Below are 26,047 nucleotides of genomic sequence, written 5' to 3' on the forward strand. Positions count from 1 at the left end.
AGAAAAATGCTTCAAGAATTTTTTTGTTTTAAATTTTATTCACCCAAAATATTCAACATACATTTATTTTAAGTTATATAATGTAAAATAGTGAAAAACTAAAGTAATAATGAAAAAAGGAGGAAAAATTATGCAAATTTTAAAATTAATAAATTCTTTTTCGGCTTTTGTTGCGCCTCTAGCAAACAATGTAAAAGTCAGTGCATTCATTACCCCATTAATATCTACAAAAAATTTATTAGAGGATATAAATGAATTAGAAGAATTTAAAAAATTTAATAATGAAATAAAAGAAGGTTCTTCAGAACTATTAAAAACAATTTCTAGATTAGAAACAATTAGATGAACTGTTATAAATGAAACAATAATTGATAAGCCATATACTCGGGGTGGTGTTGGTGGTACCAATACACATTTTAAAAACCTTAAAACCAGAGAGATAAAAACATTAAATGAGCTTTTAAAATTAAACAATTTTGAATTAAGTATAAATGGCCTTTTAAGGGTTAAATACCCAAATAAAGTAAAATGAGATAATTTAGGATAAGAGAATGACACTATTAATTATTTATTGTGCGATACTTTCGCCACTAGTTATGATTTATTTTGTTGTTGGGTTTTATTTTATTTGAAAATATAACAAGAAAACTATTTTTACTTGTGACTTTAAAACAGGTGCAAAAAAACAAATTTTAGCAGAATCAATAAAATTACCCCAAGCAACATTTGATAAATTTTTTGAGTTTTTTAAAAAATCTAAGACTTTTTATATTTCTTGGTTATTTATATTAATATTTATTTTTGTTTTTACGTTAATTACATATTTAGTGTTTTATTTTACAGTTTCAAAAAAAATTGATTTTTACGATTCTATTTTATTAGTAATTATTTTTGGTGTTATTCTTGAACCTTTATATTTTTTAATAAAAGGTCTTATAAAAATAAACAAAACTAAAAAAAATATAAGAGATTGAATAATAGAAAATGAAAAAATAGAAAAAAGACATTTAAATATTGAAAAGCCAGTAAATTATGAGGATTTTAAAAATGTTATTTTAAACGAAGACTTAGAAATTAGAATTCCAATATTCAAAAATTCAGAGTCGCATTTTTACGGAATGAAAATATTAAACAAAAGAAAAAAATTTATTACTAACGGTGTAGTAGATAATAATGAATTATTATACTTTATATTATTTGATTATACTTCTGCTCAAATTAATAAAATTTCTTACAGCAAAGAAAATTATTTATATCTTATAAAGGAAATCTTAGAAAATGAATATAATAACATTTAAAACACTTTTAATAATATTCTTTGTTTTTGCTTTAATATTATTTACATCCTTTTTTACTTCATTATTGTTGTTTTTTGCTCCTATATTAAAAAGAATATTGTTAAAAAAAGATGCTAAAAAAATTTTCTTATCTAAAAAAATAAGAATAAATGAGCATTTTTTTAAAACAATTAATCAAAAAATAAAAATTAGTTTTATTTTTTTAAGTATATTTTTAGCGATATCAATACTAACGATTTTATCTATTTTTTATCCGTGATTAGATGTGTTGATCAATTTACCTCAATGAAAAGCCAAAATTAATACAGTTGTATTGTTTCCATTTTTTACTATGGCGTTATCATTTTTTATTTTCATTTTTTCTTTAACATTAATAATTCAGCTATGTATAATAAAGAGAGAGTTTAAAAATTGAAAAATTGAAAACAAAAGATTAAATGGAGTTTTATTTGAAAATATCGAAAATATAGAATCAAAAGAGATTTTTAACACATTCAAGTTCTCAAATGACTTAAATATGACTTATATTACTAACGTTTGACCTTCTTTTAGTAAACAATACAAGATTAAAAACAAAAATTGAAAAAACCGCTTTTATAAATATAATGAAACTAAGCGAGATGAGGAATTTTATTATTTTTTAATATTCAATTATGAAGATGTTGCTATAGATAACACAATTTTTAAGATTGAAGATTATTCTTACATTTATCAAAACAGAGATCAAATATTTAGTCACAACAAAAAGACAGGCGAATAAAAAAACCTGTCTTTTTGTTACGTTAATTTAATATTTCTATTTTTGGTAATTCTCTTTTTTTGGGATAAATTTTTAATTTATAATCCTCATCTTCAAACACTTCTTCAAATTTGTTTTTTCAAACAGTTTTTGTTCGAGAAAATTTGTCATTTCAATTTAATCTTGTAGCTACAACGCCTGTTAAAATCATAAAAATTTGTAAATTGATTGCTATTGTTGCCAAAACTGTTGGTAAACTTACGACAAGTTTTTCTACAGTATTCATCTTTTGTCCTCTTGCTGCCTTTAAAAAAGCATCAGTAGACATTAGCATAAAACTTAAAAAGACAAAAACCCATAAAAACGAAAACAATCTTTGTCTATCAAAAATAAATCTTGATAATTTTCTATCATTATCATTAGCGATAATCTTAATTTTACAGATAAGCATTCCAACTGTTTGCCCGCCTGTAATTATTGGAATCACAATAAATTCAAAAATATTAAAAATAATTAAACCTAATAATCATATTCTATAAACAACTTCTTTATATACAATATTATTTAATAGAAAATCAGCTTTTTTGTAATTAAATATTAAGAAAGAAGTACCAACAGAAAAAATTACAAAAATAAATAAATCAATTAATGTGCTAAGCAATCTTATTCAAAAATTTGCTTTTATGTTCTGTTTTTTTACCATATAAATTTTTTAAAAATTAAATCTCACTTTTTCACAAAACCGTCAGTAAGGTCAAATAATTTTCTTACATCAAAAGTTAAGAAAAAATTATTATTTTTCATTTCTTCTAATCAAACAGGTTTTAAATTTTCTATTTCTTGAATTAAAGCTTTTTTAATATTATCTAGTGATTTAGACTCTAAGCTGTTTTTTCTTGTTTTAAATGTGCCTAAAATACCAGCAACATAATAACAATAGTTAATACATTTTGCAAACGATAAAGCTTTTTTTACAGGATCTTTGTCTAATGCAACTTCCTTAAAAATAATATTTCAACTACGTGTTAATGATTTTGGGTTGAACATTAAAAAACTATAGTTTCAATTTTCAATTCACGTATCAGAGAAGTAAGCAAAAGTTTTTGAATTTAAAAGCGTACGAAAAACCAAGTTAGGTGAATATTCCAAATTTAAGTCTCTAGTTTTAGGTATTTCCATGACCTTCTTAGCTATTTCTGTTTTTACAAAAGTATTAAAAACAAAAGGAGTCACTAAAGCAAAAGGCAACGCGTTTTTTTCTAAGTCTACTAAACCTAAACCAGAAAGCAATTCCGATTTAATTAAAGAATGTGAAATAGATTTACTAAATCCCGGCATTTCTACAAAATCAGGTTTATCTTGAAAGTTTTCTAAAAATTTATCAATTCTTTGAATAAACTCATTTTTTAATTTACAGTATGAATAAAGTATAAATACATAAGGTGTTTCCACGTTTTTTAAAGCATCATTAATAACAATATCAATATGTTGGTGGGTTGTATTAAAAACAACCTTCAAACGATCTTTTAATTTATTGTGCAACTCATCAATAGCAATAAAGTGTTCTTCTTTAGGTCGATCAATTGTAACTACAACGTCAAAATTTTGGCTTTTTTGCTTATATAGGTTATTAAAAATATCTTCAATTGGAATAGCGGGGTTATATATTGGAACAATAATAGTTAAATTTTTGTTACTCATAAATACCTACATTTTAATTTGTCCTGCTACACGAGGGAAAGGAATAACATCTCTAATATTAGCAACACCAGTTACATACATAACTAGTCTTTCAAAACCAATACCAAAACCACTAGATGGAGCATAGCCAAAACGTCTTAGGTCTAAGTATCATTGTAAAGGATCGGTTGATATTTTTAAATCATTCATTCTTTCAAGTAATTTTTCGTATCTGGCTTCCCTTTGACTTCCACCGATTAATTCACCAATGCCAGGAACTAATAAATCAAATGCCCCAACTGTTTCTTTATCATCATTTTGATGCATATAAAATGCTTTAATATCTTTAGGATAATTAATTACAGCTACAGGTCCTTGAACAATTTTTTCTGCCAAGAATTTTTCATGTTCGGAAGCTAAATCCATTCCAAAGAAAATATTTTTTTCTTCAAATGAGTCTTTATAGTTGGCTAATTGTTTAACAACATCTCTATATTCAATAACTGTCAATTTATTATCTAAAAACTTATTTAGAGTTTCAATTAAATTAGGATTGATTGAATTTAAATAAGTCATTTCATCTGGATAATTTTTAATCGTATTTTTAATAACAGTTTTTAGTAGATCGTCTGCTAATAAAATAATATCTTTCAATTCATAAAAAGCAACTTCTGGTTCAACCATTCAAAACTCAGCAAGGTGTCTTGATGTATGAGAATTTTCAGCTCTAAATGTTGGTCCAAATGTGTACACTTGTTTAAAACCGGCCGCATATGATTCGGCGTGTAATTGTCCGGTAACCCCTAAAAAAGCTTTTTGCTTGAAAAAGAAATCTTTTGATTCATCATCTACTAACAACGTTTCTCCCGCTCCTTCTCCATCATTAGAAGTAATAATTGGTGAAGCCATATATAAAAAGTCATGTTCTTGGAAATATTTATGAATTTCATAAGCTAGTGAATTTCTAATTAACATAACACTTTTGAATAGATTTGTTCTGTTTCTTAGGTGTGGAATTTCTCTTAAAAATTCTAAAGAAGTTTCTTTCTTTTGAATTGGGAAATCTTCATCTACACCATTTAAAATTGTTATTGAATCCAAAGCTAATTCCACTGGTTGTTGTGCTTGTGGTGTTAAGTGAATTAAACCCTTAGCGATTATTGATGTTCCTAAAGAAAGTTGTGATAAGTTTTTATTTTGAATAATCTCACCTTTAGCTACAACTTGCAAATTAGAAATAGTGCTTCCATCATTAATTGTTAAGAATCTTATTTTTTCATTTCCTCTATTTGAAACTAATCAACCTTTGATTTCGAATTCTTGGTTTTCTTTGATGTTTTTAACTTTTTGTAATAATTTTTTTAATGTCATAATTGACTCCTAGTTATAAATTTAATTATAATTAAAATTATACTTAAATTATTTTTTGAATGTTTATTTTAAATTATATTAACAAGAAAATTTTAAAATAAAACTTAAAATAAAAAGAAAAATAGGCATAGCCTATTTCTATGATTTTGTTGTTTCAAAATAATAAGAAGCAATTTTTGTTCTTAAACTGTTGTCAATAATTGGGTACGTAAATAAGAAATAATTTTCATTTGAGCTTGGTTGTGCAAAAATATCTTTTGCAATTTTATCATTTCCAAAATATCATTTCTCAATAAATTTATAGCTTAATTTATCTGCAGGTGTATATGAAATATAATCAAAGTTAGCTATTTCCGATAATTCTTCATCACCAAACGCTTCAGTAAATGCATCTTCAAATAAACTATAACCATTGTTAGAATTATTTCTAACGATTAACAATCAGTTTCAATATTGGCCTTCATTATTATTTAGAAAGTTATTTAATTCTTTTTCTCAGTTAGCAAAGTCATCTCAATGTGAAGATTCAATAGTACTAAATTCTTTACTTGCTAATAAAGCTTCTTTCACAGTATCTTTTTCTTCATCAAAAATTTGTTTTAAAGTTTTAAATGCGCTTTCTCTTATTTTATCATCTACTAAATCTCTAACTTTTTTCAAAAGAAGACTATCTAAAAGATTTGAATCAGAACTATTTTTTATATTGTCTTTTAAAAGAAAATTATTATGATAAACATTCTTTTTTAAAATATCCAAAAAGTTATTAGTATCTTCTTCGCTAAGTTTGTGTGAAATAACTCATCCATCCATTAATAAATAATTATATTTTGGTCTTATAAAACGAATTAATCCATCTTCTACGCTTGCAAAGTTATCCTTCGAGTAATAAGCATCTAAAGCATCGCCATTATAAATAACAGCCGAATCTGATCTTCCTTCTTTAGGCTCAATTAAATGGTTTAACAATTCTAGACCATCACCGCTCAAATAGTTATATCCGGTGTTTTTAATTGAAAAACCAGATGAATCTTCGACAAACTTAATAAATGAGTCTATTGCAATTTTGTAATTAAAATCATTAAAGTTAAATAATTTTCCTTCTCCGTTATGAGTAAAAAGAGTTTTTCATTCATCAGGATTGTTTGCTTTGTAATTAAGAGCTCCTATCATTAGATTATCAATGAAAGCATTAGTTCATGCAACTCTTTGATATTTACTATCTTTTAGGATTGAAAAAATTTCGTTTCAATTGATAGGGTTTTTAATGTTTTCTAGGATATTTGAAGCTTTTTCTATTTCGAGATTAGGTCTTGAGTTTTTATTTATATTGTAAGCAACACCTTTGTCTTGAATATAATAAGGAATAATAAAATCTGAAAAATGATCTCAATTGTTTGAGTTTTCCTTCTTAGTTTCAAAAGATCTTCACTTTTGATTATCTTTATTAATCTCAAAACCTATTTTATTTAATTCGTCATCAGTCATTAAACTTAGTTTATTATAAATAAGCTTGTTAAAGTTTTCTAAATGGTTTTGAACATTTTTTGTAAAAAAGGTTTTTCGGATATCTCACTTGTTAGTTCCTGATCCAAAAATTCTTTCAAAATTTATTTTTTTGATTTTTTTATCTAATATAAGTTGTGCTGTTTGAAAATCACTTCCAACACCAGCGATTGCTTTGTCTTGTGTTAAGGCTTGGGTAAATTCATTAATTTCTTTAAATTCTTTGTAATTGTAATTCTTTTTAAGATTATTTACAATCTTAGGATGTAAATATGATTCGTAATTATAAACGCTTGGGCGATAATGATTCGTTAATTTAAATATTAGTCCGCCTAAAAATAAACTAAATATTATAAAAAGCGATAAATAAAAAAGTAAAATCTTAAAAATCTTTTTTTGCAATTTATAAAGCCTCCTTATAGAAGTCTTTTTGTGCTTGTTTTTTTGATAATAAAATCGCTTTTTTTGCTTTTGAGTTCTGAGTGCCTTTAAATACTATATATAAGGTATTTCCAAAAATAACCACTAATAATGATATTGCTCCAATTGCTAAGGATCAAGCCTGAAATTGACCCTCATACAACTGTGTTCCTAATGTTTCGGTATTAGAAACTATTCTTGTGATAATAAAGTCATCAAACGAAAGAGTCATTGTCATCACAAAAGTAAAGCCAATTGAACCTAACATGTAAACAAAATATGTTTTAAATCATGTTTTAAATTTAGAATATCCTAAATCTTGACTTGCTTCAAAAATATTCTTTGAAAACTTATCACTTTTAGGAAGCATTATTAAGATTCCATATGGTAAACACATAACTGTGTGGCCAATGATTGATCTAACAAAACCTTCGCTAGTTGCTTTTAAAGTTCCAAAAAACAAGAAGTTTAAAACAATAGCTAAAGTTAAGCCTGTAATAACATCAGGGTTAATCATTGGGACATTAGATGTTGTTTGCACATATGATCTTGCACCTTTATTTTTGTTTCTTCAAAGTGCAAAAACAGTCAGTAAAGAAATTGTTATAACTAAAACTGAAGTTGCAATACCTAAAAGAAATGAGTTAACAAAAGCTAGGGTATGTGATTTTGAAAATAGTTCACTATATGCTTCAAAAGATGTTCTATTTCATGTTGTTACAGAAAAGATGCCTTTGTTAGATGGGGAGTTAAAACTGTAAATTGTTCCGAAAATAATAGGAACATATAAAAAACCTAAAATAATAAAAACATAAGAATATTTTAAAAAGTTTTTAATCTTACTCATAGTTTCCTCCTTGTCTTCTTTTTCTAATTAAGTATGGAATTCCATAAATAACTGCATAAATTGATAATAATACAGATAAAGTAATAATAACCAAAGTTGAAGCGTTTGCTAAGTCAAATGGATTAGCTGTATTTGCAAATTGATTAATTAAGTTACCAATTAACTGCTTTTGGCTACCATTTGGTAATAATTTGTCTGAAATAATAATTGATGTTGCTGACATCATTAAAACAATACCAAAACCACTTAATATTGCCTTAGCTGAATAAGGAATAATAACCTTAAATACGGTTTGAAATTTTGAGTATCCTAAATCTTCAGAAGCTTCTAAGATATTGTTTGGCATATCTTTTAAAACTTGGTATAAGGGTAAAACCATAAACGGTAAATATAAATAAATCATTCCAAAAATAATAAAGAAGTTATTGTTAAGTTGATTTTCATCAAAAATTGCTGAAAATAAACCTCTAACAGCTAAAGCTTTTGAAATAGTAAATATAGCTAAAGGACTTAAAATTAAAGTTAAACCTAAAATTTTAATTATTTTATATTTTGATCTTGAGACAATATAAGCATAAGGAAAGCCTATAATTAAGGCTACAAAAGCGGCTAAAATACCGGTTAGTAAAGATCTCCCAATAATTATTCATGTTGAAGGTTTTATGGCGATTTCTCAGTTTTCTAATTTTGTTTGTCCTTCTAAAGGTTTGAATGCATAAATGCATACAAAAACCATAGGTAAAATAATAAATAAAATAGCAAAAATAATATAAGGGATTAAAAAAGATAATTGTAGTTTAGACATTGGCGAAGAAAAATGTTTTGCTTTTTTCTTTTTTAAATCTTTAAATTTCATTTGTTTGTTCCAATTCTTTTTCTAGTGCTTCAAGTTTTTTGTCTTTTTTCATTAAATGAATTGAATCAATGTCTCAGTCTAAAAATACTTCTTTTCCAACAGCGTGTTTTGATGATGTTTCGACATGGATAATTTTGCCCTTGCAATCAATCTCATAATTGTAGTAGCTTCCACCGTATGTTGATTTTACAATTTCTCCAATAAGTTTTGCCTTAGATTTTACCCTAGTAATTAATATATCTTCCGGTCTAATTAAAGCGTCTAATTTTTCACCAGGTTCAAATTCTTCATGAATTGTGTCGAAAGTTTTTGACATAAATTTGACTTTATTAGCCCTTACAAATGTTGCATCAAAAAAGTTTGAATCACCAATAAAGTTTGCTACTCATTTATTTACAGGGTAGTCATATAGTTCTTTGGGTGTTGTAAATTGTTCCACCTTACCATCGCGAATAACAGCAATTCTATCGCTTAATTGTAAAGCCTCGTTACGGTCGTGAGTAACAAAAATAAATGTTAATTTCAATTTTTGTTGAATATCTCTCAATAAACTTTGCATTTTTTCACGAATTTTAGCATCAAGAGCACTTAAAGGTTCATCTAATAAAAGAATCTCTGGTTCAATAACTAAAGATCTAGCTAAGGCAACCCTTTGCTTCATACCGCCAGATAAGAAGTTAACATTCTTTTTCTCATTTCCTGTTAAACCAACAAGCTCCATCATTTGTTTAACTTCTTTATCCATTTCTTCATTTGTAATTTTTCTTGTTAAATATCTTTTTTCGTATGCTTCAGTTTTTAAATCAACATAATTTTCTCAATATGAATATTTGAAATCCATATCATCGATTCATTGCTGATATTTATTTCTTTTTCTTTGTGAAAGAGAATTGTTTGTGTTTAATTCTTTTTCGTAAAGTTCAAATTCTTTGTCTAAGTTTTTCATTTTTTGCTCAGCATATTTTTTTCATTTTCTTTTTTGAACTGTTAATTTACTTTCGAATGATTTAGGTACATTTTCTTTTCAAATACGTTTTAATCTTAAACCATATTTAATATTGTTTTCAACATTTAAATGTGGGAATAGAGCATAATCTTGAAAAATTGTAGAAACATCTCTTTTGTGAGGCGATAAATCTTTAATATCTTTACCATAAAGTTTAACTTCACCACGAGTAACTCATTCAAAGCCACCAATAATTCTTAAAATGGTAGTCTTACCAGAACCAGAGGGTCCTAAAAGGGTAATAAATTCACCTTTTTCAATATTAAGGTTAACGTTATCTAGAACAGTTTTGTCTTCAAATTCTTTAACAACATCAACAAGCTCAATAATTGAAGAAGATTCTTTTTTAATTTTCTTTTTTTCCATATATTTCCTTTCTTTATTACGATTTAGTCTTTTGGTAGTAATAATCAATCATTTTAGTTTTTAATTCTAAATCAAGTGGTTGATAGGGTCTAAATTCTACATTAGACGCCGTTTCTAAGTCAAAGATTGATATTGCTTTTAAGTCGGGGTTTTTATTTTTGTCTAAAAAGTATCAATCTTTTAAAAAGTTTTTAATATTTTTATAACTTGGGGTGTAATTAATTACGTCAAAGTTATTAATGTTAGGTAAATTTTCGTAAGCAAAAGCGTTTTTAAAAAAGTCATAGTTTTCTTTATAAAAATTAGCATCAATTTCGTCTAAACTTTTAGTTTCATTTTCGTTTCTAAACAAATTGTGTTTAATAGTATTTTGATCAAGGCCTGAATTTTCTTTTATTTCTTGGTAAACATTTTGAATATATTCTCTATTTAAATCATTTTCATTTTTTATAACATCAGAGAAAATATATTTATTCAACCGGGAAAGTAATTTATCAGACTCAAAATCATTAGTATCTTTAGAAATTATTCATGCATCAATATTTGTGTAACTATATTTAGGTCTTACAAATGAAATATTATTACTTTCTTCAAGTGAGGCAAAATTATCTTTGCCATAATAAGCATCCAATGCATCTCCATTATACATAATTGCAATATCTGCTTTTCCATTAATTGGTTCAATAATACTTGACACTAATTCTTGGCCATCAGTAACTAATTTATTTCTGTTTATGTCTTTAATTGAGGCACCCGTTGCATCTAAAACAAATTTATTAAAATGATCAAATATATCTTCATAATTTGTTTTATCTAAAAGTTTTCAATTTCCATTTAAATCTCTTTGAGTATTGTCATTTAAATAGTATTTATAAAATTGTCCAATCATTGCGTTGTCTAAGAATCAATTAGTTCAATAAATTCTCGGATTTTTATATTTTTGAACAAGCGATTTGATAATGTTATATCATTCCATTCCATTCTTGATTTCATCAAAATTAGCACTTGAAACAACATTATTTCTTTTATTCTTGAAAATTTCAAAGTTTTCAGTATTGTAAACTATCATTTTATCAAGTGTAAAATAGGGTATTAAAAACTCATAAAAACTATCAATCCCATTCTCTCCATCCACTTCAAAGCCTAGTATTTCTTTTTTATCATTATAATAAATATAAGGTTTAAATTTATTCTCATAAATTGTGTTTTCTGGATTTATTTTTTTTATCTCTTCAATTATTCAATTATCGTAAAAATCAAACTGTCTTTTAACTTCTTTTGTATATAAATTCGTAATAATTTCTTTTTTATTATTGTCATTATATGTAATGTTAAAAGCTTTTTGAAAATTTATTTTTTTCAATTTATTTTCTAAAATTAATTGTGCTATTTGATAATCAGAACTAACCCCAGCAACAGCTTTCTTATTTTTAATTGCTCTTGTAAATTCATCAAGGTTAGTAAAAACGTGATATGAATAATCTTTTTTTACTTTATTTATAATATTTTTATTTAAATAAGATTCATAGTTATAAATACTTACTTTGTAAGGGTTTGATAACTTTAAAAATAGAATAATTACAAAAAATAAAAATAATAAACTTGTGAATATAGACAGCAAAATAAGCTTGAGCCTATGAGTCATTCTACGAATTTTCATTAGTAGCCTGCCTTTTTTATTCTGTCTTCTTTATCTACCCAATTATTATCTACTTTTACTTTTAAAAATAAATTTACTGGATGATCGAAAACTTTTGACATTTTTGTTCTTGCAGACATTGAAATACTCTTAATTTTGTTTCCACCTTGACCAATAACTATTCCTTTTTGTGATTCACTCTTAACGAATATTGTGGCGAAAATAGTATAAGGAAAGGTTTCATCATCATTTTCTTTAAACTCATCTATTTGAACCGCTATTGAGTGAGGAACCTCTTGATATAAATTATTTATTGCGGATTCTCTAATGATTTCTTTGGCTATAAATCTTAAAGAGACATCGCTTAATTGATCTTCCTCGTATGGAACTTCTGATTCGTATGAGTATTTTTTAATTTCTTCAATTAAATCACTATAAGTATTTGTAAATCCTTTCCCAACACCTAAAACTGTTTTAAATCCTAATGTCTTTAATTCTTGAGCTTTATTATCTAAAAAATTCTTATCTTCAACTAAATCAACTTTAGTAATTACGGCTATTAAATCAGCATCTGTTGTTTCTTTTATTTTGTTTATTATAAACTTATCTCCTGTTCCTAATTTTTCATTTGCCGGAGTTATAAATAAAACAACATCAACACTTTGTATCGTTTCATAACTTTTTTCATTCAATTTTTCTGATAATAAAAATTCAGCCTTATGAATTCCGGGGGTGTCAATAAAAATTATTTGACTTTCTTTATCATTATAAATCCCTTTGATATTATCTCGAGTAGTTTGTGCTAAGTTAGACACTATTGCTAAATCAAAATCTAAAATATTATTAATTAATGTGCTTTTTCCAACATTTGGTCTACCAATTAAACCTACATAGCAAATTTTTTTCATTCATAAACCTCTCAAAAATAAGTATTAATATCTGTTAATTCCTAGTTTTGCCATAATATTATCAACATGGCCATTCATAATCTTTGTTTCTTCCTCAGTTTGGTGGTCAAAACCAAAAAGGTGTGCAACCCCATGAGCAAAAATATAGCAAAATTCTCTTCTTAAACTGTGATTAAATTCCCTAGCTTGTTTTTTAATCTTTCAAGGAGAAATAATAATTTGTCCAAGTTCTAAATAATCTAAAAAGTCTAATTCCTTAGCTGCTTCTAAAGGAAAACTTAAAATATCTGTAGTGTAGTTTTTATTTCTATAAAGGTTATTTAGTTTTTTCATCTTAAATTTGTTAACAAAAAGAAGGTCAACTGATAAGTTTTTTTTGCTTCCAAATTCTTCTTTTGCCTCTTTTAAAATATTTAAAAAATCTTGTTCAAATTTAAAGCAAAAAAGACTCTTATTTTTAATGGTTAATTTATTCATAAAAATAATTATAAATTAACTGTAAAAAAAGCGGAAATTTATTATTATTTTTTTATATTGAAAAACTGCGCTTTTTCATTTAAAAACCTGTTGTTATGTGACGTTTCTATAATCAATGAATTTTTTTGTTTTTCTCTGATAATTTTTTTAACTATTTTAAATGTTTTTTTAGAAAGTGAATCAAAGCACTCATCAAGTAAAATAATTTGATATTTTTTTATAAATAAAGGCAATAATTTAATTAACTGTAATTGTCCTAATGACAACTTATTTTTATTAATTAAAATATTTGAAAAAATATCTAAATTTAATATTTTTAAGATAAACTGAAAATCCTTATTATTTAATATTTTGTTTCTTTCATTTTCATTTATATTTCAAAATATATATGTGTATAAATTTAAATTAGGCAGATCTTTTTCCTTATCAGAAAAAAATACATGATCATTAAACCAATTTTGACTAAATTCAGAGATATCTGTGTTATTGAAAACAACACTACCTTGGTAATCTTTTATCAATCCAGAAATGATTTTTATTAAGGTTGATTTACCACTACCGTTTTGCCCAGTTATGATAAGTCCTTTATTGATAGCTAAATTTAAATTATTAATGATAAGTTTCTTATCATATTGAAAGGATAAATTGTTTAAGTAGATTGAGTTAATTGGATTCTTGCTTTTATTAAATAAAGAGAGATTTGAAAGAGTAGGTATATCCAAAATAAAAGCAATTCTATGATAGTTAATTTTAAATATTTTATTTGCAATTAAAAAGTTCTGAAAATCATTAGCAGGATTATTAATTATTGTTTGTATTTGTAATATAAATAAAAGTTCAGAAATATTATTTGAATTATTTATAACAAAGATAATATAAATTATTAAGTTAGAAATTAAATTTAAAAAACCAAAAATTAAATTTTTTAAACTATTTAATTTATTAAGCTTATTATCATTTATTTGAATTGTTTGTATATTCTCTAAATAATTAAATTTCTCAACATTATTTCAGATTAAGTTGTAATACGAATTATCTCGATTAATTAGAAAACTAAGTTCATTAATTTCTTCAACTGTTTTTATTGTGTTTTGTTTTGATAAATTGTAAATTTTAAAATTAATGAAAAAACCGATAACTATTTTTAGTATATTTAAAAGTATAATTAAAATTAAAAATTTCACTTGTACAAATAGTAATAAAGGAAAAAACAAAAACAAAGACATTATTATTGTCGGTAAAAAAGTCGTTATAGATGAATAGTAATAAGCTATTGAATCTATTGCAAGATACCGTAGAATAATTTCATTTTTATTAATTTTATTTATTTGATTATAACTAGCTCTTTTTACTTTGTCCACGTAATTTAGTTTAATTGTTTTTGATATTTTGTTTTTAATTAAGTTTTGAATTAAGGTTATTATAAATGACACAAGTATTGAAAGAAAGGAAACTCAAACAAAAAGCAAAATATTTTTAAGTGCAAAGACTTTGTTTTGTTCTTGAATGTAAGAAAAAATGTACTTACTTACAAAAGAAAGAAAATAATTAAATAAAACAAGAAGTACACTTAAATAGACAGTTGCAAATAAAAGTTTAAAGCTAATTTCTGGTCTAAGAAAAGAATTCTTAAAATACATTTCTATCTTATTTTTAGTTGAAGATTTATTAACAATTAAAATTAAACCGCTAAAAAGCTTTTGAAAGTTTTGAAGTTCTATTCTTCTTTTTCCATTTACAGAATCCAATATTTCTACTAAACCATTTTTTATTTTCTTAATTATGATATAGTGCAAAAAATTATCAATCTTTATTATTGAAATTACAGGAGTTTTACTTTTTAAATTCAAAAATTCTTCTCAATTTATTTTGTAAGCTTCAAGTTCTAAATTTATATCTTTTGCTAACGAAGTTAAGTTAGAAATACTAATTCCATTTTCTGAATAAATTGCCCGATACTTTAATTGATTTATATCTATTCATTTTCTTCAAAATAATTTATGTAATGATTGTAAAACATATAGTCCACAATCCTTAATGTCATCTTGTATTTTTATTTGCATAATTAAATTTTTGAAGTTTTTGAAATTATTTTTTTAAAATAAGGAAAAAATAGGGAAAACTTTGTAAACATAAAATAGAGTTTTAAAATTTAATTTTTAGTAAAATTAATAATTATGAAAAACAAAAAAAGTAAAAAATCAATATTATTTTTACCTTCAATTGGGGCATTGACTGGAATAGTGGCACCAATGTTAGTCGCTGCTTCATGTTCTCATGAACTGCCAGAACTTTCAATTTCAGAAGATCCAAAATTAACTTATGTAAATGATGATGGCGAAAGAATTATCAAAGGAAGTGCAAAAGCTTTTTATAAACTAAATTCTCAAAATGTTTTTAATCCAATTAGCATTCATGATTCTAAATATAAACTTTATACACCAGACGGAAAATTAAATAACGCTCACGATTCTGAACATATATATAAAATCAAACCTAACTTTGACTTTTTAGTATTTAAAAACTTAACCGGTCCACATGACTACCGTTTATTTTCTTTTAGATATGACGAGTTAGTTACAAACTTGCCGGGTGTAGCAAGGAGAGCTAAATATTCACAATACCAATATAATCCAAAAGCAGTTTTTGTAATGCTTTATTGAATTAAGAAAACAGCAGAAGCCGCTCCTAACTTTGAAAATGATATTATCTCTCCTTCAAGATCAAGATTTCCTTATGCAGGACCTTCAATTGAAGAAGCGCCATGACCATTTGTGCGAAATATTTCAAATAGTTTAAAAGGTTTTTGACAAGATGTTATCGAACCACTAGTTTTAATTTTTGATAAGGAATAATTATGAAGACAATAAGAACAAGATACGCTCCAAGCCCAACTGGCTATTTACATATTGGTGGAGCTAGAACAGCATTATTTAATTATTTATTTGCTAAACATTTTAATGGAACTTTTATCTTTAGACTTGAAGATACCGATGTGGCTAGAAATGTTGTTGGTGGTGAAGAAAGCCAACTAAATAATTTAGCTTGATTAGGAATTATTCCTGATGAAAGCCCACTTAAACCAAATAAAAAGTATGGCAATTATCGTCAATCAGAAAAATTAAAGGTTTACCAAGAAATAGCAGATAAATTAATTAGCAAAGGTTTTGCTTATAAGGCTTATGATAATTCAGAAGAGTTAGAATTACAACATAAAGAACAAGAAGAAGCAAAAGTGGCATCATTTAGATATGATCCAAATTGATTGAAAATTAGCGAAGAAGAAAAACAAAGAAGAGATCAAAACAAAGAATATTCAATCAGATTAAAACTAAAGAAAAATACAATATATGGTTGAGAAGATTTAGTTAGAGGAAGAATTGAAGTTAATAGCGATGATATTGGAGACTTTGTTATTGTAAAAAGTGATGGATACCCAACTTATAACTTTGCTGTTGTAGTTGATGATCACCAAATGGAAATTACTCATGTTTTAAGAGGCGAGGAACATATTACTAATACTCCAAAGCAACTAGCAATATATGAAGCTTTAAATTGAACACCTCCTGCCTTTGGTCATTTAACAATTATTACCAATATGGAAGGTAAGAAACTTTCAAAAAGAGATAAAACCTTAAAACAATTTATTGAAGATTATAAAAATGAGGGTTACCATCCACACGCAATTTTTAACTTTTTATCTTTATTAGGTTGAACTTCAAAAGATAGTCAAGAAATTATGAGCCATGAAGAATTGATTGAGAAATTTGATCCAGAAAGATTATCAAAATCACCATCAAAATTTGATATTGTAAAAATGGAATGATTCTCAAAACAATATATGAAAAAAGTTGATAATTATGAAATTATTCAAAAGATTAACTCACCTTTTTCAGAAGAATGAAACAATTTATTTGTTGAGACTTATAAACAATCAGCAGCTACGATTAGTGAAATTAAACAAAATCTAGAAATATACACTAATCCTAAAAACCACACAGATTTATTAATTTCTAATTTAGAAGTAGTTAAAACATTTGAGAAATTGTTAAAAAACAACCCTTTTACAATTGAAAACATTCAAAATGCCATTGAATTAACTAAAAAAGAATTAGGTGTTAAAGGTAAAGATTTATTTATGCCAATTAGAATTGCTACAACATATGAAGAGCACGGTCCAGAACTAGCTAAAGCAATTTATTTATTTGGAGAAAAAATTGTATTTGAAAGACTAACAAAATGAAATTAAAATATGTTTTAACAACAACTTTAGCCAATCAAGAAGACAAAGTGGTTGAAACAGAATATATTGATTTTTTAGAAACAAATAATGATAAATTTACACATATTGAATTTACAGATGAAAAAGTAATGAATTGTATTATTGATATTTGTAGTGATGAAGTTAAAATAACTTATGCAAACCAGTTTCTGCATATGAAAAAAAATGAGTTCATTGAAAATAAATTAAAAATATCAGAAACCGATTTTATTTCACTTGATACATATTTAATAAAAGTTATTATTAATAAAGATGAAATTTCTTTCACATATGATTTATTGCAAGATAAAAATATTATTGTTAGAAACACTGCAAAATTATTATTTAAGAATGATTAAATCCCAAAAAAACTTTGGGATTTTTTATTTTCTAAAAAAATAAACCAAAAAATTGCTTATCTAAATTAAAATATTGTTTATGAAAAGAAAAAACAAGAAAAGCTTATCGAATAAAACTTTCTTATATAGTTTAATTTCAACACCGGTGTTATTAGCACCTCTTTTTGTTTCTTGCAATGATAAGGAATAAACTCAAAACCCCAAACCACAATTGCTAAGTGATTCACAATTATCAACCATTCATAATGACTTTGTATTTCAATTATCAGAAGAAGGAAAAGAAAAATTTGTTAGTGAAGGCGAATCTTCTCTTAACTTCTTTATTCAATTAATTGATAAGTTAAATTCAAAATATAATACTAATCATTATGATGATGGGGATAAAATAGCAAATGACCCTGAGTTTAAAAAGTATTTCTTTTTTAACAAACCAGATATAAACAAGGTAAGTAAATCTCACCGAATAGATATTCGTTTTAAAGGCGATAATGTTACAAAACAAGTAGTGTTATTTTATGATGTTATTTGTTTTGATCTTAATGTTAATGAAAGAGTTAATGTACGAATACCAATTGAACTTGATTAAAAAAAGATTTCTCTAGCTAAAAACTAAAGAAATCTTTTTTATTATTATTTTTTAACGTTTCAATAATTTCATTAATATATTTATCTAAATTTATATGATTAATATTATCATAAATAAAAACTTTGGCTTTTTGGTATTCATTTTTAAATTGAGTAAGAGAGTTTTGATCAATACTTTCAGATATTTGATTTAGTTTTGATTTTAATGCGTTCATTAAATTTTTAATTGGAGCTCTTTTTATTTTATTTAAATCTAAAGTTAAATTTTCTTTAAAAATATATGTTTTAAAATCTTGATCTAATTTTAATAAAAATTCCTCATTTGTCATGTTAATGATGTTTTTGTTATCAAATTTAAACTGTTCTAAATAAAAGTTTAAATTTGATAAAGCGTCAATAGTTGCCTTAAATAAATTATTAAATTCTAAAATCAATTTAGCAAAATCATTTAAATCTTGCGAGGCCTTACTATTTCAAAAACTTTGATAATAATTAGTTAAATTTGTCTTATTCTCTTGTAAACTTTGTTCTTCAATAAGGTCTTTAATTGCTATTCTAATAAAATTATAATTTTCATGCAAAATATAATAAGCGTAATTAAACCCTCTTAACATTTTTTTAAGACTAAGAGCTTCTTTTACTATTTTGTTATTAAAAATTGTTTCTTTTTCTTGAATTATATTTTGATTGTTAGAATGATTCTGACAAGAAATTACTGTTAAGGGAATAGCAGGAACTAAAATCGAAGGAAGTAGTTTTAACTTATTCATTTTTTACCCCCTTTGATAATATTTGAAATGAAGATTCTTTGTTAGAAAATAAATTATCAATATTAATTTTTAATTCAAAATAAGGTTTTTCTTCATCATTAATAAAGTTAAAATCATTTGGTGAAATAAATTTATAAAAACCAAAATTAAACTCAGCACTATTACCATTTGGAACATAACTATTTAATTCAATTTTTTTAATGCCAGAATTTAAATTTGATTCTTGCGTTTCTAGGGCATATGCTAAAAGATAGTTATTTAAGTGAGCGCTGAAAATATCTAGTAATGCAGCTTTATATTCTTCACTAATTTCATTGCTTTTAATATAAGTTTTGGTTTTATCTATAGCTTTTTGAATTAATGAGCTAAATAAGTTTGTATTAGAAAAATCATTTAAAGTTATTTTTGCAAAGTTTAATGGCGAATCTTTTCGATAAATTGCGTAATCAACACTTTCAAGACTTTCAACGGGTTTTAATTGTATTGCCAAGGCTTTTAAAAAGTGACCATGATCATCGAAGTTTGAACTTAATAAAACATAATCTTTGGTTTTTCCATTTTTATTATGAACTCTAATAATTAATTTAATAATTTGACTAGTTTGATAGTAATCGGTAAATTGAACATCAATTACTTGATATTTTTCATCAACTTCTTTGTAAAAATGTGGCACTTCTAATTCTAGTCTATTTTTAAATTTTGAAAATAGATACACTAGACCACGTGAATTCCAATAGTCAATGCTATTGTATCCTTTAATGAATGAATTAATATCAAAACCAATATCTAAATTTTTATCTTTTTTAATTTTTAAGTAAGGGTTTTGAACATAATCATTAAATAGTGGCAACTTTTCATCTAAACCACTTTCACCAACGCCAAACTTATCTTCAGTGGCATAGTTTCTAAAACCATTTATGTAAAAAGTTTTTTCTTTTATTTCATCATTTACAATACTCTTATTGTCAAAACTAATAATATCTTTTATTTTAAAACTAATAAAACTTTGGTTTGAAAAATCATTGTCTTGAGTTTTAGACTTACTTCAATCAACGATAATATCTTTAATTTTTAAATCAAATTTATTTAAGTATAAAACTAAAAAGTTTAAAAAACTTTCTCTAAATTTTTTACTTTCATTATTTAGTCAAGAATTAGCTTGAATAAAATTATTATTAAATATATTTCTCGTTATATATGCAAGCCCATTTTTATTTAGAAGTGAATTAACATTCATTAAACCATTATTTGTTTTGATGTCGTGAACTAAACGAAAAATGATAGTTTGAAAATCAAAGAAATAAGGGTCTAAAACACGATAATAATCAGTCGTTTTATTATTTTGAGCTAAAAAGTAAAATCATTGATTTGAATATCCACCAGCACTTTTTATATTTTCAAAGTCATATTCTTTAAACAAATCATTTAAGACATTATTATTTGATTGTTTATTTTTTTCAATTTTATAATTATCATATTTTGTTTCAACTTGTTTTCAAGAAGGTTGAAGCTTTAAATCAGTTTTGTATTTTAAGGATGATTCAAAAACTAATTCATTATCTGCTGTTATATCAGTTATTTTACCTAAATACCTTTGTTCTTTATTATTTTCTGGATTTAAAAAAATAGGTTCAAAATTATGCAAAGTAGCAAGTTGTTGTAAATTAAGTTTAGATAAATATTTAGTATTTATTTTAGAGTCATCGATTTTTAAAGTCTTTTCATTTTGACAAGAAATAGAAATAATTGGAAGAGCAAAACTTCCAACCGTGCCTAAAAATAGTAATTTATTTTTTTTCATATTATTTATTTGGTAAAGCTAGATAAACTGTACCAGACCCTTCAGTTTGTTTACCATCTAAACATTTAATCTTGAAATAGTAATAAATATTTCTTGTTTCGCTATCATAGGCAAAATAACAATGCACTTCATGATTACCAGCAAAATATTCCAAGTTAGGAATATATACATTAAGATATTTATTAAACTCTTCATTTTTTAAATCTTCTGGAAGAAAATTGTAACGGTTATCTATTCCTTCATGTTCACTAAATCACTCAGTCATTTTTTCTCATAAGTCACGAATATAGTTATCTTTTTCAATATCATTAGATTTCTGATTGTATTCATTTTTTGCAAAATCTGTAAACGTAAAAGAAACATTTTGAAGAACTTCAGAAACTCTTCTTGCTAATTCTTCGCCTATTAATGAATTGTCACGATTAACTGATGGGTCAATAAATTGGTCCACTTTTGTTTTTTCATTAGTGGATTTTTGTTGTTGACAACTAGCACTTAACAAAATAGTGCCGGCTGCTAAAGGCATTAATGAAAACAAAAATTTGTTAATTCTTCTTTTTTTGTTGATGTTTTTCATTTGTCCCCACTTTTCATTGTTATATAAACAAATTATAATTATTTTTACATTATTGTTAACGATAAATTTTAAAAAAAGTCAATAAATTTCCCACTATTTTTAAAATGAAACGAATAAAAACCCATAAAATTAGGGGCTATAGATTGAAAGTTATTTATTTAATGGCCAAAATTTATTATAATACTATGATATATATTAAAAAATATATATGTACAAAAAGGAAATATTTATGACACGTTTAAACAAAATCTTATTTATTTTAGGTGGCTTAAGTGCAGCTGCATTACCGGTTACAGCAATTGCATGTAATGACACACAAAAACCAACCCCAACACCGCCTACTCCACCGACTCCTCAACCTCAACCACAAACACCAGAAACAGCTTCAGAAGTTGTTGTTAGAGAAATGTTCACAAACTTATTAAGTACAACACACGGAAGAAAAGCTGGAGATCAAAATAACTTTAAAACTGATTCATTAAATTTTGTTGATACAAATAATGGTAAAGGTAAAGTTTTGAACGGTTTAAAAGTTGAGGGCGAAGATAAAAGAGCTAAAACATCGATTGTTGAAAAAAGTTTAATTAATAAATTTGGTGATTCTGCACATCCAGTAAATCCTGAACACTCAAACTATGGAAGTTATTATGCTTATCAATATCTAAAGAAACAAATTAAAGATATGGGTTATGAATATCATTCAGAAGAAGAAATTTTATATCCTGCATATTCAGAAACAGCTTCAAGCATTAGTTTATATTATGGTGATGTCGATGTAGAAGCACAAATTATCAGTAAGATGAAGGATAATCTAAAGAAAGATGGTTTCTTTACACAAGGATTTTTATATAATCTTAAAAATTCATGGAATAACATTGGAAATAACTTAGTTGTAACAATTAACCCAAGTAGTAAAATTACAAACAATAATACAATTAATGTTAAAGATTTTTACATTGTTTCTCACTATGATTCAACAAATAATGTTGGTCCAAAAGGAACTTCATGAGGAGCAACAGATAATGCTTCTGGAGTTGCAGTTAACTTAGCTTTATTAAAACATTTTTCTAAAGTTGAAAACAGAGACAAACTAGGAGTAAGATTACACTTAATTTTTGTTGATGCTGAAGAACTTGGAAAATTAGGTTCTACTGCATTTGTTTCTCAATTCTTAGAAGGTGAAGCGAACAAAGAACTTTTACAAAACTCATTAGGTATGATTAACATGGATACTGTAGCTGGCGGCGATTACATGTACATCCACTCACCTGATACACGTGAAGCTAAAGAAACTTACAACACATCACCTTTATTAAGAGATTTTATTAATAAAATTTCAAAAGAAAGAGCTACTGAATTAAAAGATGATTCACAAGAATTAAAAATTCATCCACAATTTGTTGAGAATGAATTTAAACAAGGAGAAACAGGAGATTGATCTGACCATGCTCCATTCTATCAAATAGCTAATTTACCAGTTGCTTATGTTGAATCAACAAACTTTGGTGTTAAATCTAAAAATAAAATCTACGACGGATATGCCCAAACAACAAATCCTAAAGCATGAGTTTTAAAAGATGGTAAAACGACTTTAGCAGATCAAGGTAAAACATTATTAAAAAGAACATTGGAAAATGGTCAAGTTGTTTATGACTGACCAGAAGGTATGACAGATGCTGACTTCGCTGTTTTAGGTGATATTTGACATAGTGATTTAGATACATTACAATGAATCAATGAAAACATTGGAAGAAGATTCTATAAACAATTAGACACAGTATTTAATACACTAACAAGATTCTTAGAAAAAATGTATACAAAAACTGATTCGGAAATAACATACCAACAATTTAACAAAACAAATTAATTTTTATGTGTTTAAACAAAAACATTGTGAGAATAATAATCACAATGTTTTTGTTTTGGTTTTAAACACTTATTAAATAAATACTTATTAAAAAAGTACATTAATAGAAAAATAATGTAATATTTATCTATTATGTTTAACTGAGAATATGTATGAATAAATTTAATTGTCTTATTAATGGGTTACTTAATTGGATCAATTAATATTAGTATTATTATTTCTAAGAAAAGAAACAAAGATATTAGAACACAAGGTTCAAATAATGCGGGAGCTACAAATGCTCTTAGAGTTTTTGGCTTTAAATTTGCGGCAATGGTTTTCACCTTTGATTTACTAAAGGCATGTATTCCAACATTAATAACATTTATTATTAAAACATTTTTAAATAATCAATTTATAATTCCTTTATTTGCTGGATTAGGCGCCTTAATTGGTCATATTTTTCCTTGTTTTTTTAAATTTAAAGGTGGGAAAGGTGTTGCTTCATTCTTTGGGCTTATCTTAGCTTTTGATTTTACAACATTTGTTTTATTAGCCTTTATATATATAATCTTTGTTTTAACAATTAAATATATTTCTATATCTTCGGTAATTACTGCAATTATTTTTGCTTTTATATCATTTATACCTTATTATTATTCAACTTGAATTTTATCTTTTATTAATACAAACATTCCGCTATGATCGCATAGTTATGTCTTGGTTTTTGGTTCAATTTTAATTTTATTAAAACATATACCAAACTATGTTAGATTAGTGAATAAAGAAGAAAAAAAGATAGATTTCAAAAACTACATAAAATAATAAAATTAGCAATTAACATCTCAAAGTGCTAAAATAGTGCTAAAATTATATTATTAAATTTATTAAGGAGATGTTTTTTATTTATGGAATTAAAAAATCGTCATATTGAAATTTTTAAGATGATTGTCGAAATTTTCTTTGATACTGGCGAACCAGTTGGTTCAAAAAAATTAGTAGAAGCTAAACACTTATCATTTTCTTCAGCAACAATAAGAAACATAATGTCTGATTTGGAAAAAATTGGTTATTTAGAAAAACCACATGTTTCAGGGGGGAGAATCCCTTCAACAGCTGGCCTTGAATACTATACAAAAAATATTGCTTATAATCCTAAAAAGTTTTTTAATAAAAATTTAAATGACATTTTAATTAAAAAAAGATTAAGTATCGATTCAACATTAGATGAAGCGGCTAGTTTAATTAGTAAAATGGCTCATTTTACTGTAGTTGCAACCTCCAATAACAAGGATGAAAAATTGAAAAGTATTCAACTAACACCTCTAGATTCTACTTCTGCGGTTATAGTTATTGTTACAAGTAGTGGAAATGTACAAAACAAACTTTTTGATTTTGATGAAGGAATTTTATTAAATGATTTAAGAATCGCTGTTAGATTGTTCAAGGAAAGGTTAATTGATACGCCTTTAATTGAATTATCAGCCAAAGCTTCAGCATTACTGCCTCTTTTTAAAGAAAAAATTGGAAATTATGAAAAAGTATTAGAAAAATTTATTAAGACAGTATTTGTGTTTGAAGAAAAAATCCAAAATAAAACATATAATAAAAACGCTATGATTCTTTCTAAAAATATTTCTCGGGAAGAATTAGTTGACTTATTAGATTTAATTGAAAAACATTCAGTGTGATCTACAATTGAAAACAATTTAGATGAAGATAATAAAATAAAACTGGATTTTTCACGTGAAAATTTAAATATTATTAGTAAAAAAATAGATTTTGAAAATGATAAAAATATCAAAGAAATTTCAATAATGGGTCCTAAAAATATTGACATCGACGAGACATTAGAAGCTTTAGAAATGCTTGAAAAAATTGTTCAAAAAGGAGATAAATAATGGTGAAATTTAATAAATTTGACAAAGTATCATTTGAAGTTGTCGAAAAGAATAATTATGATATAAAGAAAACAAAATATCACTACATTTGAGGGTATGATGAAGTAGATCAAAAAGTTTTAGAAATTTTAAAAGACGGTAAAGATATAAGTGATAATGAAAAGACTTTAAAAATTAAAAAAACACTTTACACATTGAAACTTTTATCTGTTAAAAAAATAGATAGTAAAACAAAAGAGTTGGTTGAAATAAATGAGTTTCTAAAATCAGAACTGGAAAAAACTAACTTAAAAAATCAAGATCAAAATGAATTGATAAAAAAATATCAAAGTGAACTTGAAGATTTAAAGGTCAAATCTCTTATCGAAACTAATAAATTTAAAGAAGAAGTAATTGCAATTCAAAAGAAAGCACAAGATGCAATAAATGAACATAAACAAAAAAATAATGATCATCAAGAGATTCAAATTGCTGAAGCAAGAAAATACGCTCTACAATCATTTATTGAAAATTTAATTCAGCCTTTAAATAATTTTGAAAAAGCAATTATCGCAGCTGAAAAAATTGATAATGATGTATTAAAGAACTTTATAATTGGTTTTAATATGCTATATAAACAGGTAGAAAACGTTTTATTTGATTTTGGATTAACAAAAATTATCCCTAAGATTGGAGAAATGTTTGATCCAAATATTCATCAAGTATATGAATTAGCAAGTTCAGATTTAGAAAAAGACACAATTTTAGAAGTAAAAAATATTGGTTATAAATTACATGATCGTACAATAAAACCAGCATTAGTTGTTGTTTCTAAATAATTCGCTATTTTTTCGCAAA

At 25.2% G+C, this 26,047-nt stretch carries 25 protein-coding genes; 11 read left to right on the forward strand and 14 right to left on the reverse strand.

The window, feature by feature from the left end:
- Positions 1 to 130: 130 nt before the first annotated feature.
- From EXC38_RS02815 to EXC38_RS03675, 3 genes are read left to right on the forward strand one after another with little or no spacing between them, the layout of a single operon-like run.
- Positions 131 to 547: a hypothetical protein gene (locus EXC38_RS02815; RefSeq protein ID WP_197723428.1), complete on the forward strand. Its 417-nt coding sequence runs from the start codon at positions 131 to 133 to the stop codon at positions 545 to 547.
- 4 nt (positions 548 to 551) lie between these two features.
- Positions 552 to 1,298: an MAG0920 family protein gene (locus EXC38_RS02820; protein WP_129694736.1), complete on the forward strand. Its 747-nt coding sequence runs from the start codon at positions 552 to 554 to the stop codon at positions 1,296 to 1,298.
- On the forward strand, positions 1,279 to 2,058 hold the full coding sequence (locus tag EXC38_RS03675) for an MAG0920 family protein (RefSeq protein WP_413816552.1): 780 nt from the start codon (positions 1,279 to 1,281) through the stop codon (positions 2,056 to 2,058). Before EXC38_RS02820 ends, EXC38_RS03675 begins: the two co-directional genes overlap by 20 nt.
- A 22-nt stretch (positions 2,059 to 2,080) precedes the next feature.
- On the opposite strand, the gene EXC38_RS02830 is transcribed toward EXC38_RS03675, so the two are convergent.
- The 11 genes from EXC38_RS02830 to EXC38_RS02880 form a co-directional block, all read right to left on the reverse strand.
- Positions 2,081 to 2,740: an RDD family protein gene (locus EXC38_RS02830; RefSeq protein WP_004416532.1), complete on the reverse strand. Its 660-nt coding sequence runs from the start codon at positions 2,738 to 2,740 to the stop codon at positions 2,081 to 2,083.
- On the reverse strand, positions 2,734 to 3,738 hold the full coding sequence (locus tag EXC38_RS02835; protein WP_129694738.1) for a glycosyltransferase family A protein: 1,005 nt from the start codon (positions 3,736 to 3,738) through the stop codon (positions 2,734 to 2,736). The genes EXC38_RS02830 and EXC38_RS02835 overlap by 7 nt, the downstream gene beginning before the upstream one ends.
- Before the next feature lie 6 nt (positions 3,739 to 3,744).
- The gene (gene asnS / locus EXC38_RS02840; RefSeq protein ID WP_129694739.1) at positions 3,745 to 5,088 is read right to left on the reverse strand and encodes an asparagine--tRNA ligase; all 1,344 of its coding nucleotides are present in this window, start codon (positions 5,086 to 5,088) and stop codon (positions 3,745 to 3,747) included.
- 138 nt (positions 5,089 to 5,226) lie between these two features.
- Complete coding sequence (locus tag EXC38_RS02845; RefSeq protein ID WP_129694740.1) at positions 5,227 to 6,993, reverse strand: hypothetical protein; 1,767 nt, start codon at positions 6,991 to 6,993, stop codon at positions 5,227 to 5,229.
- A 1-nt stretch (position 6,994) separates the two neighbouring features.
- Positions 6,995 to 7,858: an ABC transporter permease gene (locus EXC38_RS02850; RefSeq protein ID WP_129694741.1), complete on the reverse strand. Its 864-nt coding sequence runs from the start codon at positions 7,856 to 7,858 to the stop codon at positions 6,995 to 6,997.
- Complete coding sequence (locus EXC38_RS02855; protein WP_129694742.1) at positions 7,851 to 8,714, reverse strand: ABC transporter permease; 864 nt, start codon at positions 8,712 to 8,714, stop codon at positions 7,851 to 7,853. The genes EXC38_RS02850 and EXC38_RS02855 overlap by 8 nt, the downstream gene beginning before the upstream one ends.
- Positions 8,704 to 10,086, reverse strand: a complete 1,383-nt coding sequence (locus tag EXC38_RS02860; RefSeq protein ID WP_129694743.1) for an ABC transporter ATP-binding protein — start codon at positions 10,084 to 10,086, stop codon at positions 8,704 to 8,706. The genes EXC38_RS02855 and EXC38_RS02860 overlap by 11 nt, the downstream gene beginning before the upstream one ends.
- A gap of 16 nt (positions 10,087 to 10,102) precedes the next feature.
- Positions 10,103 to 11,746, reverse strand: coding sequence for a type 2 periplasmic-binding domain-containing protein (locus EXC38_RS02865; RefSeq protein ID WP_129694744.1), 1,644 nt, complete (start codon positions 11,744 to 11,746; stop codon positions 10,103 to 10,105).
- A complete protein-coding gene (gene era, locus EXC38_RS02870) occupies positions 11,746 to 12,633 on the reverse strand; it encodes a GTPase Era (RefSeq protein ID WP_129694745.1) in 888 nt (295 codons plus the stop codon). Before era ends, EXC38_RS02865 begins: the two co-directional genes overlap by 1 nt.
- 24 nt (positions 12,634 to 12,657) lie before the next feature.
- Entirely contained in the window at positions 12,658 to 13,110 is a 453-nt protein-coding gene (ybeY, locus tag EXC38_RS02875; protein WP_129694746.1) for an rRNA maturation RNase YbeY, read from the reverse strand.
- Between the two features lie 44 nt (positions 13,111 to 13,154).
- A complete protein-coding gene (locus EXC38_RS02880; protein ID WP_129694747.1) occupies positions 13,155 to 15,173 on the reverse strand; it encodes an Mbov_0121 family peptidase domain-containing ABC transporter in 2,019 nt (672 codons plus the stop codon).
- Between the two features lie 114 nt (positions 15,174 to 15,287).
- On the opposite strand from EXC38_RS02880, the gene EXC38_RS02885 reads away from it, so the two are divergent.
- The 4 genes from EXC38_RS02885 to EXC38_RS02900 all read left to right on the forward strand — a co-directional run bounded on the left by EXC38_RS02885 (position 15,288) and on the right by EXC38_RS02900 (position 18,316).
- Positions 15,288 to 15,965: a hypothetical protein gene (locus EXC38_RS02885; RefSeq protein WP_129694748.1), complete on the forward strand. Its 678-nt coding sequence runs from the start codon at positions 15,288 to 15,290 to the stop codon at positions 15,963 to 15,965.
- Between the two features lie 2 nt (positions 15,966 to 15,967).
- On the forward strand, positions 15,968 to 17,359 hold the full coding sequence (gltX, locus tag EXC38_RS02890; RefSeq protein WP_129694749.1) for a glutamate--tRNA ligase: 1,392 nt from the start codon (positions 15,968 to 15,970) through the stop codon (positions 17,357 to 17,359).
- Complete coding sequence (locus EXC38_RS02895) at positions 17,350 to 17,730, forward strand: hypothetical protein (RefSeq protein ID WP_109246875.1); 381 nt, start codon at positions 17,350 to 17,352, stop codon at positions 17,728 to 17,730. The genes gltX and EXC38_RS02895 overlap by 10 nt, the downstream gene beginning before the upstream one ends.
- A gap of 211 nt (positions 17,731 to 17,941) precedes the next feature.
- Positions 17,942 to 18,316: a hypothetical protein gene (locus EXC38_RS02900; protein WP_129694750.1), complete on the forward strand. Its 375-nt coding sequence runs from the start codon at positions 17,942 to 17,944 to the stop codon at positions 18,314 to 18,316.
- 16 nt (positions 18,317 to 18,332) lie between these two features.
- On the opposite strand, the gene EXC38_RS02905 is transcribed toward EXC38_RS02900, so the two are convergent.
- Genes EXC38_RS02905 through EXC38_RS02915 form a run of 3 tightly spaced genes read right to left on the reverse strand, consistent with a single transcriptional unit; the run spans position 18,333 to position 21,463 of the window.
- Positions 18,333 to 19,085 (reverse strand): hypothetical protein, encoded by a 753-nt coding sequence (locus EXC38_RS02905; protein WP_109246877.1) that lies wholly within the window; start codon positions 19,083 to 19,085, stop codon positions 18,333 to 18,335.
- A complete protein-coding gene (locus EXC38_RS02910) occupies positions 19,078 to 20,886 on the reverse strand; it encodes an MAG3240 family lipoprotein (protein WP_129694751.1) in 1,809 nt (602 codons plus the stop codon). Before EXC38_RS02910 ends, EXC38_RS02905 begins: the two co-directional genes overlap by 8 nt.
- A 1-nt stretch (position 20,887) precedes the next feature.
- The gene (locus EXC38_RS02915; RefSeq protein WP_129694752.1) at positions 20,888 to 21,463 is read right to left on the reverse strand and encodes a hypothetical protein; all 576 of its coding nucleotides are present in this window, start codon (positions 21,461 to 21,463) and stop codon (positions 20,888 to 20,890) included.
- A gap of 229 nt (positions 21,464 to 21,692) precedes the next feature.
- Between EXC38_RS02915 and EXC38_RS02920 the strand changes: the two genes are divergently transcribed.
- From EXC38_RS02920 to EXC38_RS02935, 4 genes are all read left to right on the forward strand, one after another.
- Complete coding sequence (locus EXC38_RS02920) at positions 21,693 to 23,330, forward strand: M28 family metallopeptidase (protein ID WP_165056856.1); 1,638 nt, start codon at positions 21,693 to 21,695, stop codon at positions 23,328 to 23,330.
- Between the two features lie 132 nt (positions 23,331 to 23,462).
- Positions 23,463 to 24,134 (forward strand): glycerol-3-phosphate 1-O-acyltransferase PlsY, encoded by a 672-nt coding sequence (gene plsY, locus EXC38_RS02925; protein ID WP_129694754.1) that lies wholly within the window; start codon positions 23,463 to 23,465, stop codon positions 24,132 to 24,134.
- A gap of 83 nt (positions 24,135 to 24,217) precedes the next feature.
- Positions 24,218 to 25,210, forward strand: a complete 993-nt coding sequence (gene hrcA, locus EXC38_RS02930; RefSeq protein WP_004416495.1) for a heat-inducible transcriptional repressor HrcA — start codon at positions 24,218 to 24,220, stop codon at positions 25,208 to 25,210.
- On the forward strand, positions 25,210 to 26,028 hold the full coding sequence (locus tag EXC38_RS02935) for a nucleotide exchange factor GrpE (protein ID WP_129694755.1): 819 nt from the start codon (positions 25,210 to 25,212) through the stop codon (positions 26,026 to 26,028). Before hrcA ends, EXC38_RS02935 begins: the two co-directional genes overlap by 1 nt.
- Positions 26,029 to 26,047: the final 19 nt, after the last annotated feature.

It is taken from the genome of Mycoplasmopsis arginini (assembly GCF_900660725.1).
GTDB lineage: Bacteria > Bacillota_I > Bacilli_A > Mycoplasmatales > Metamycoplasmataceae > Metamycoplasma > Metamycoplasma arginini.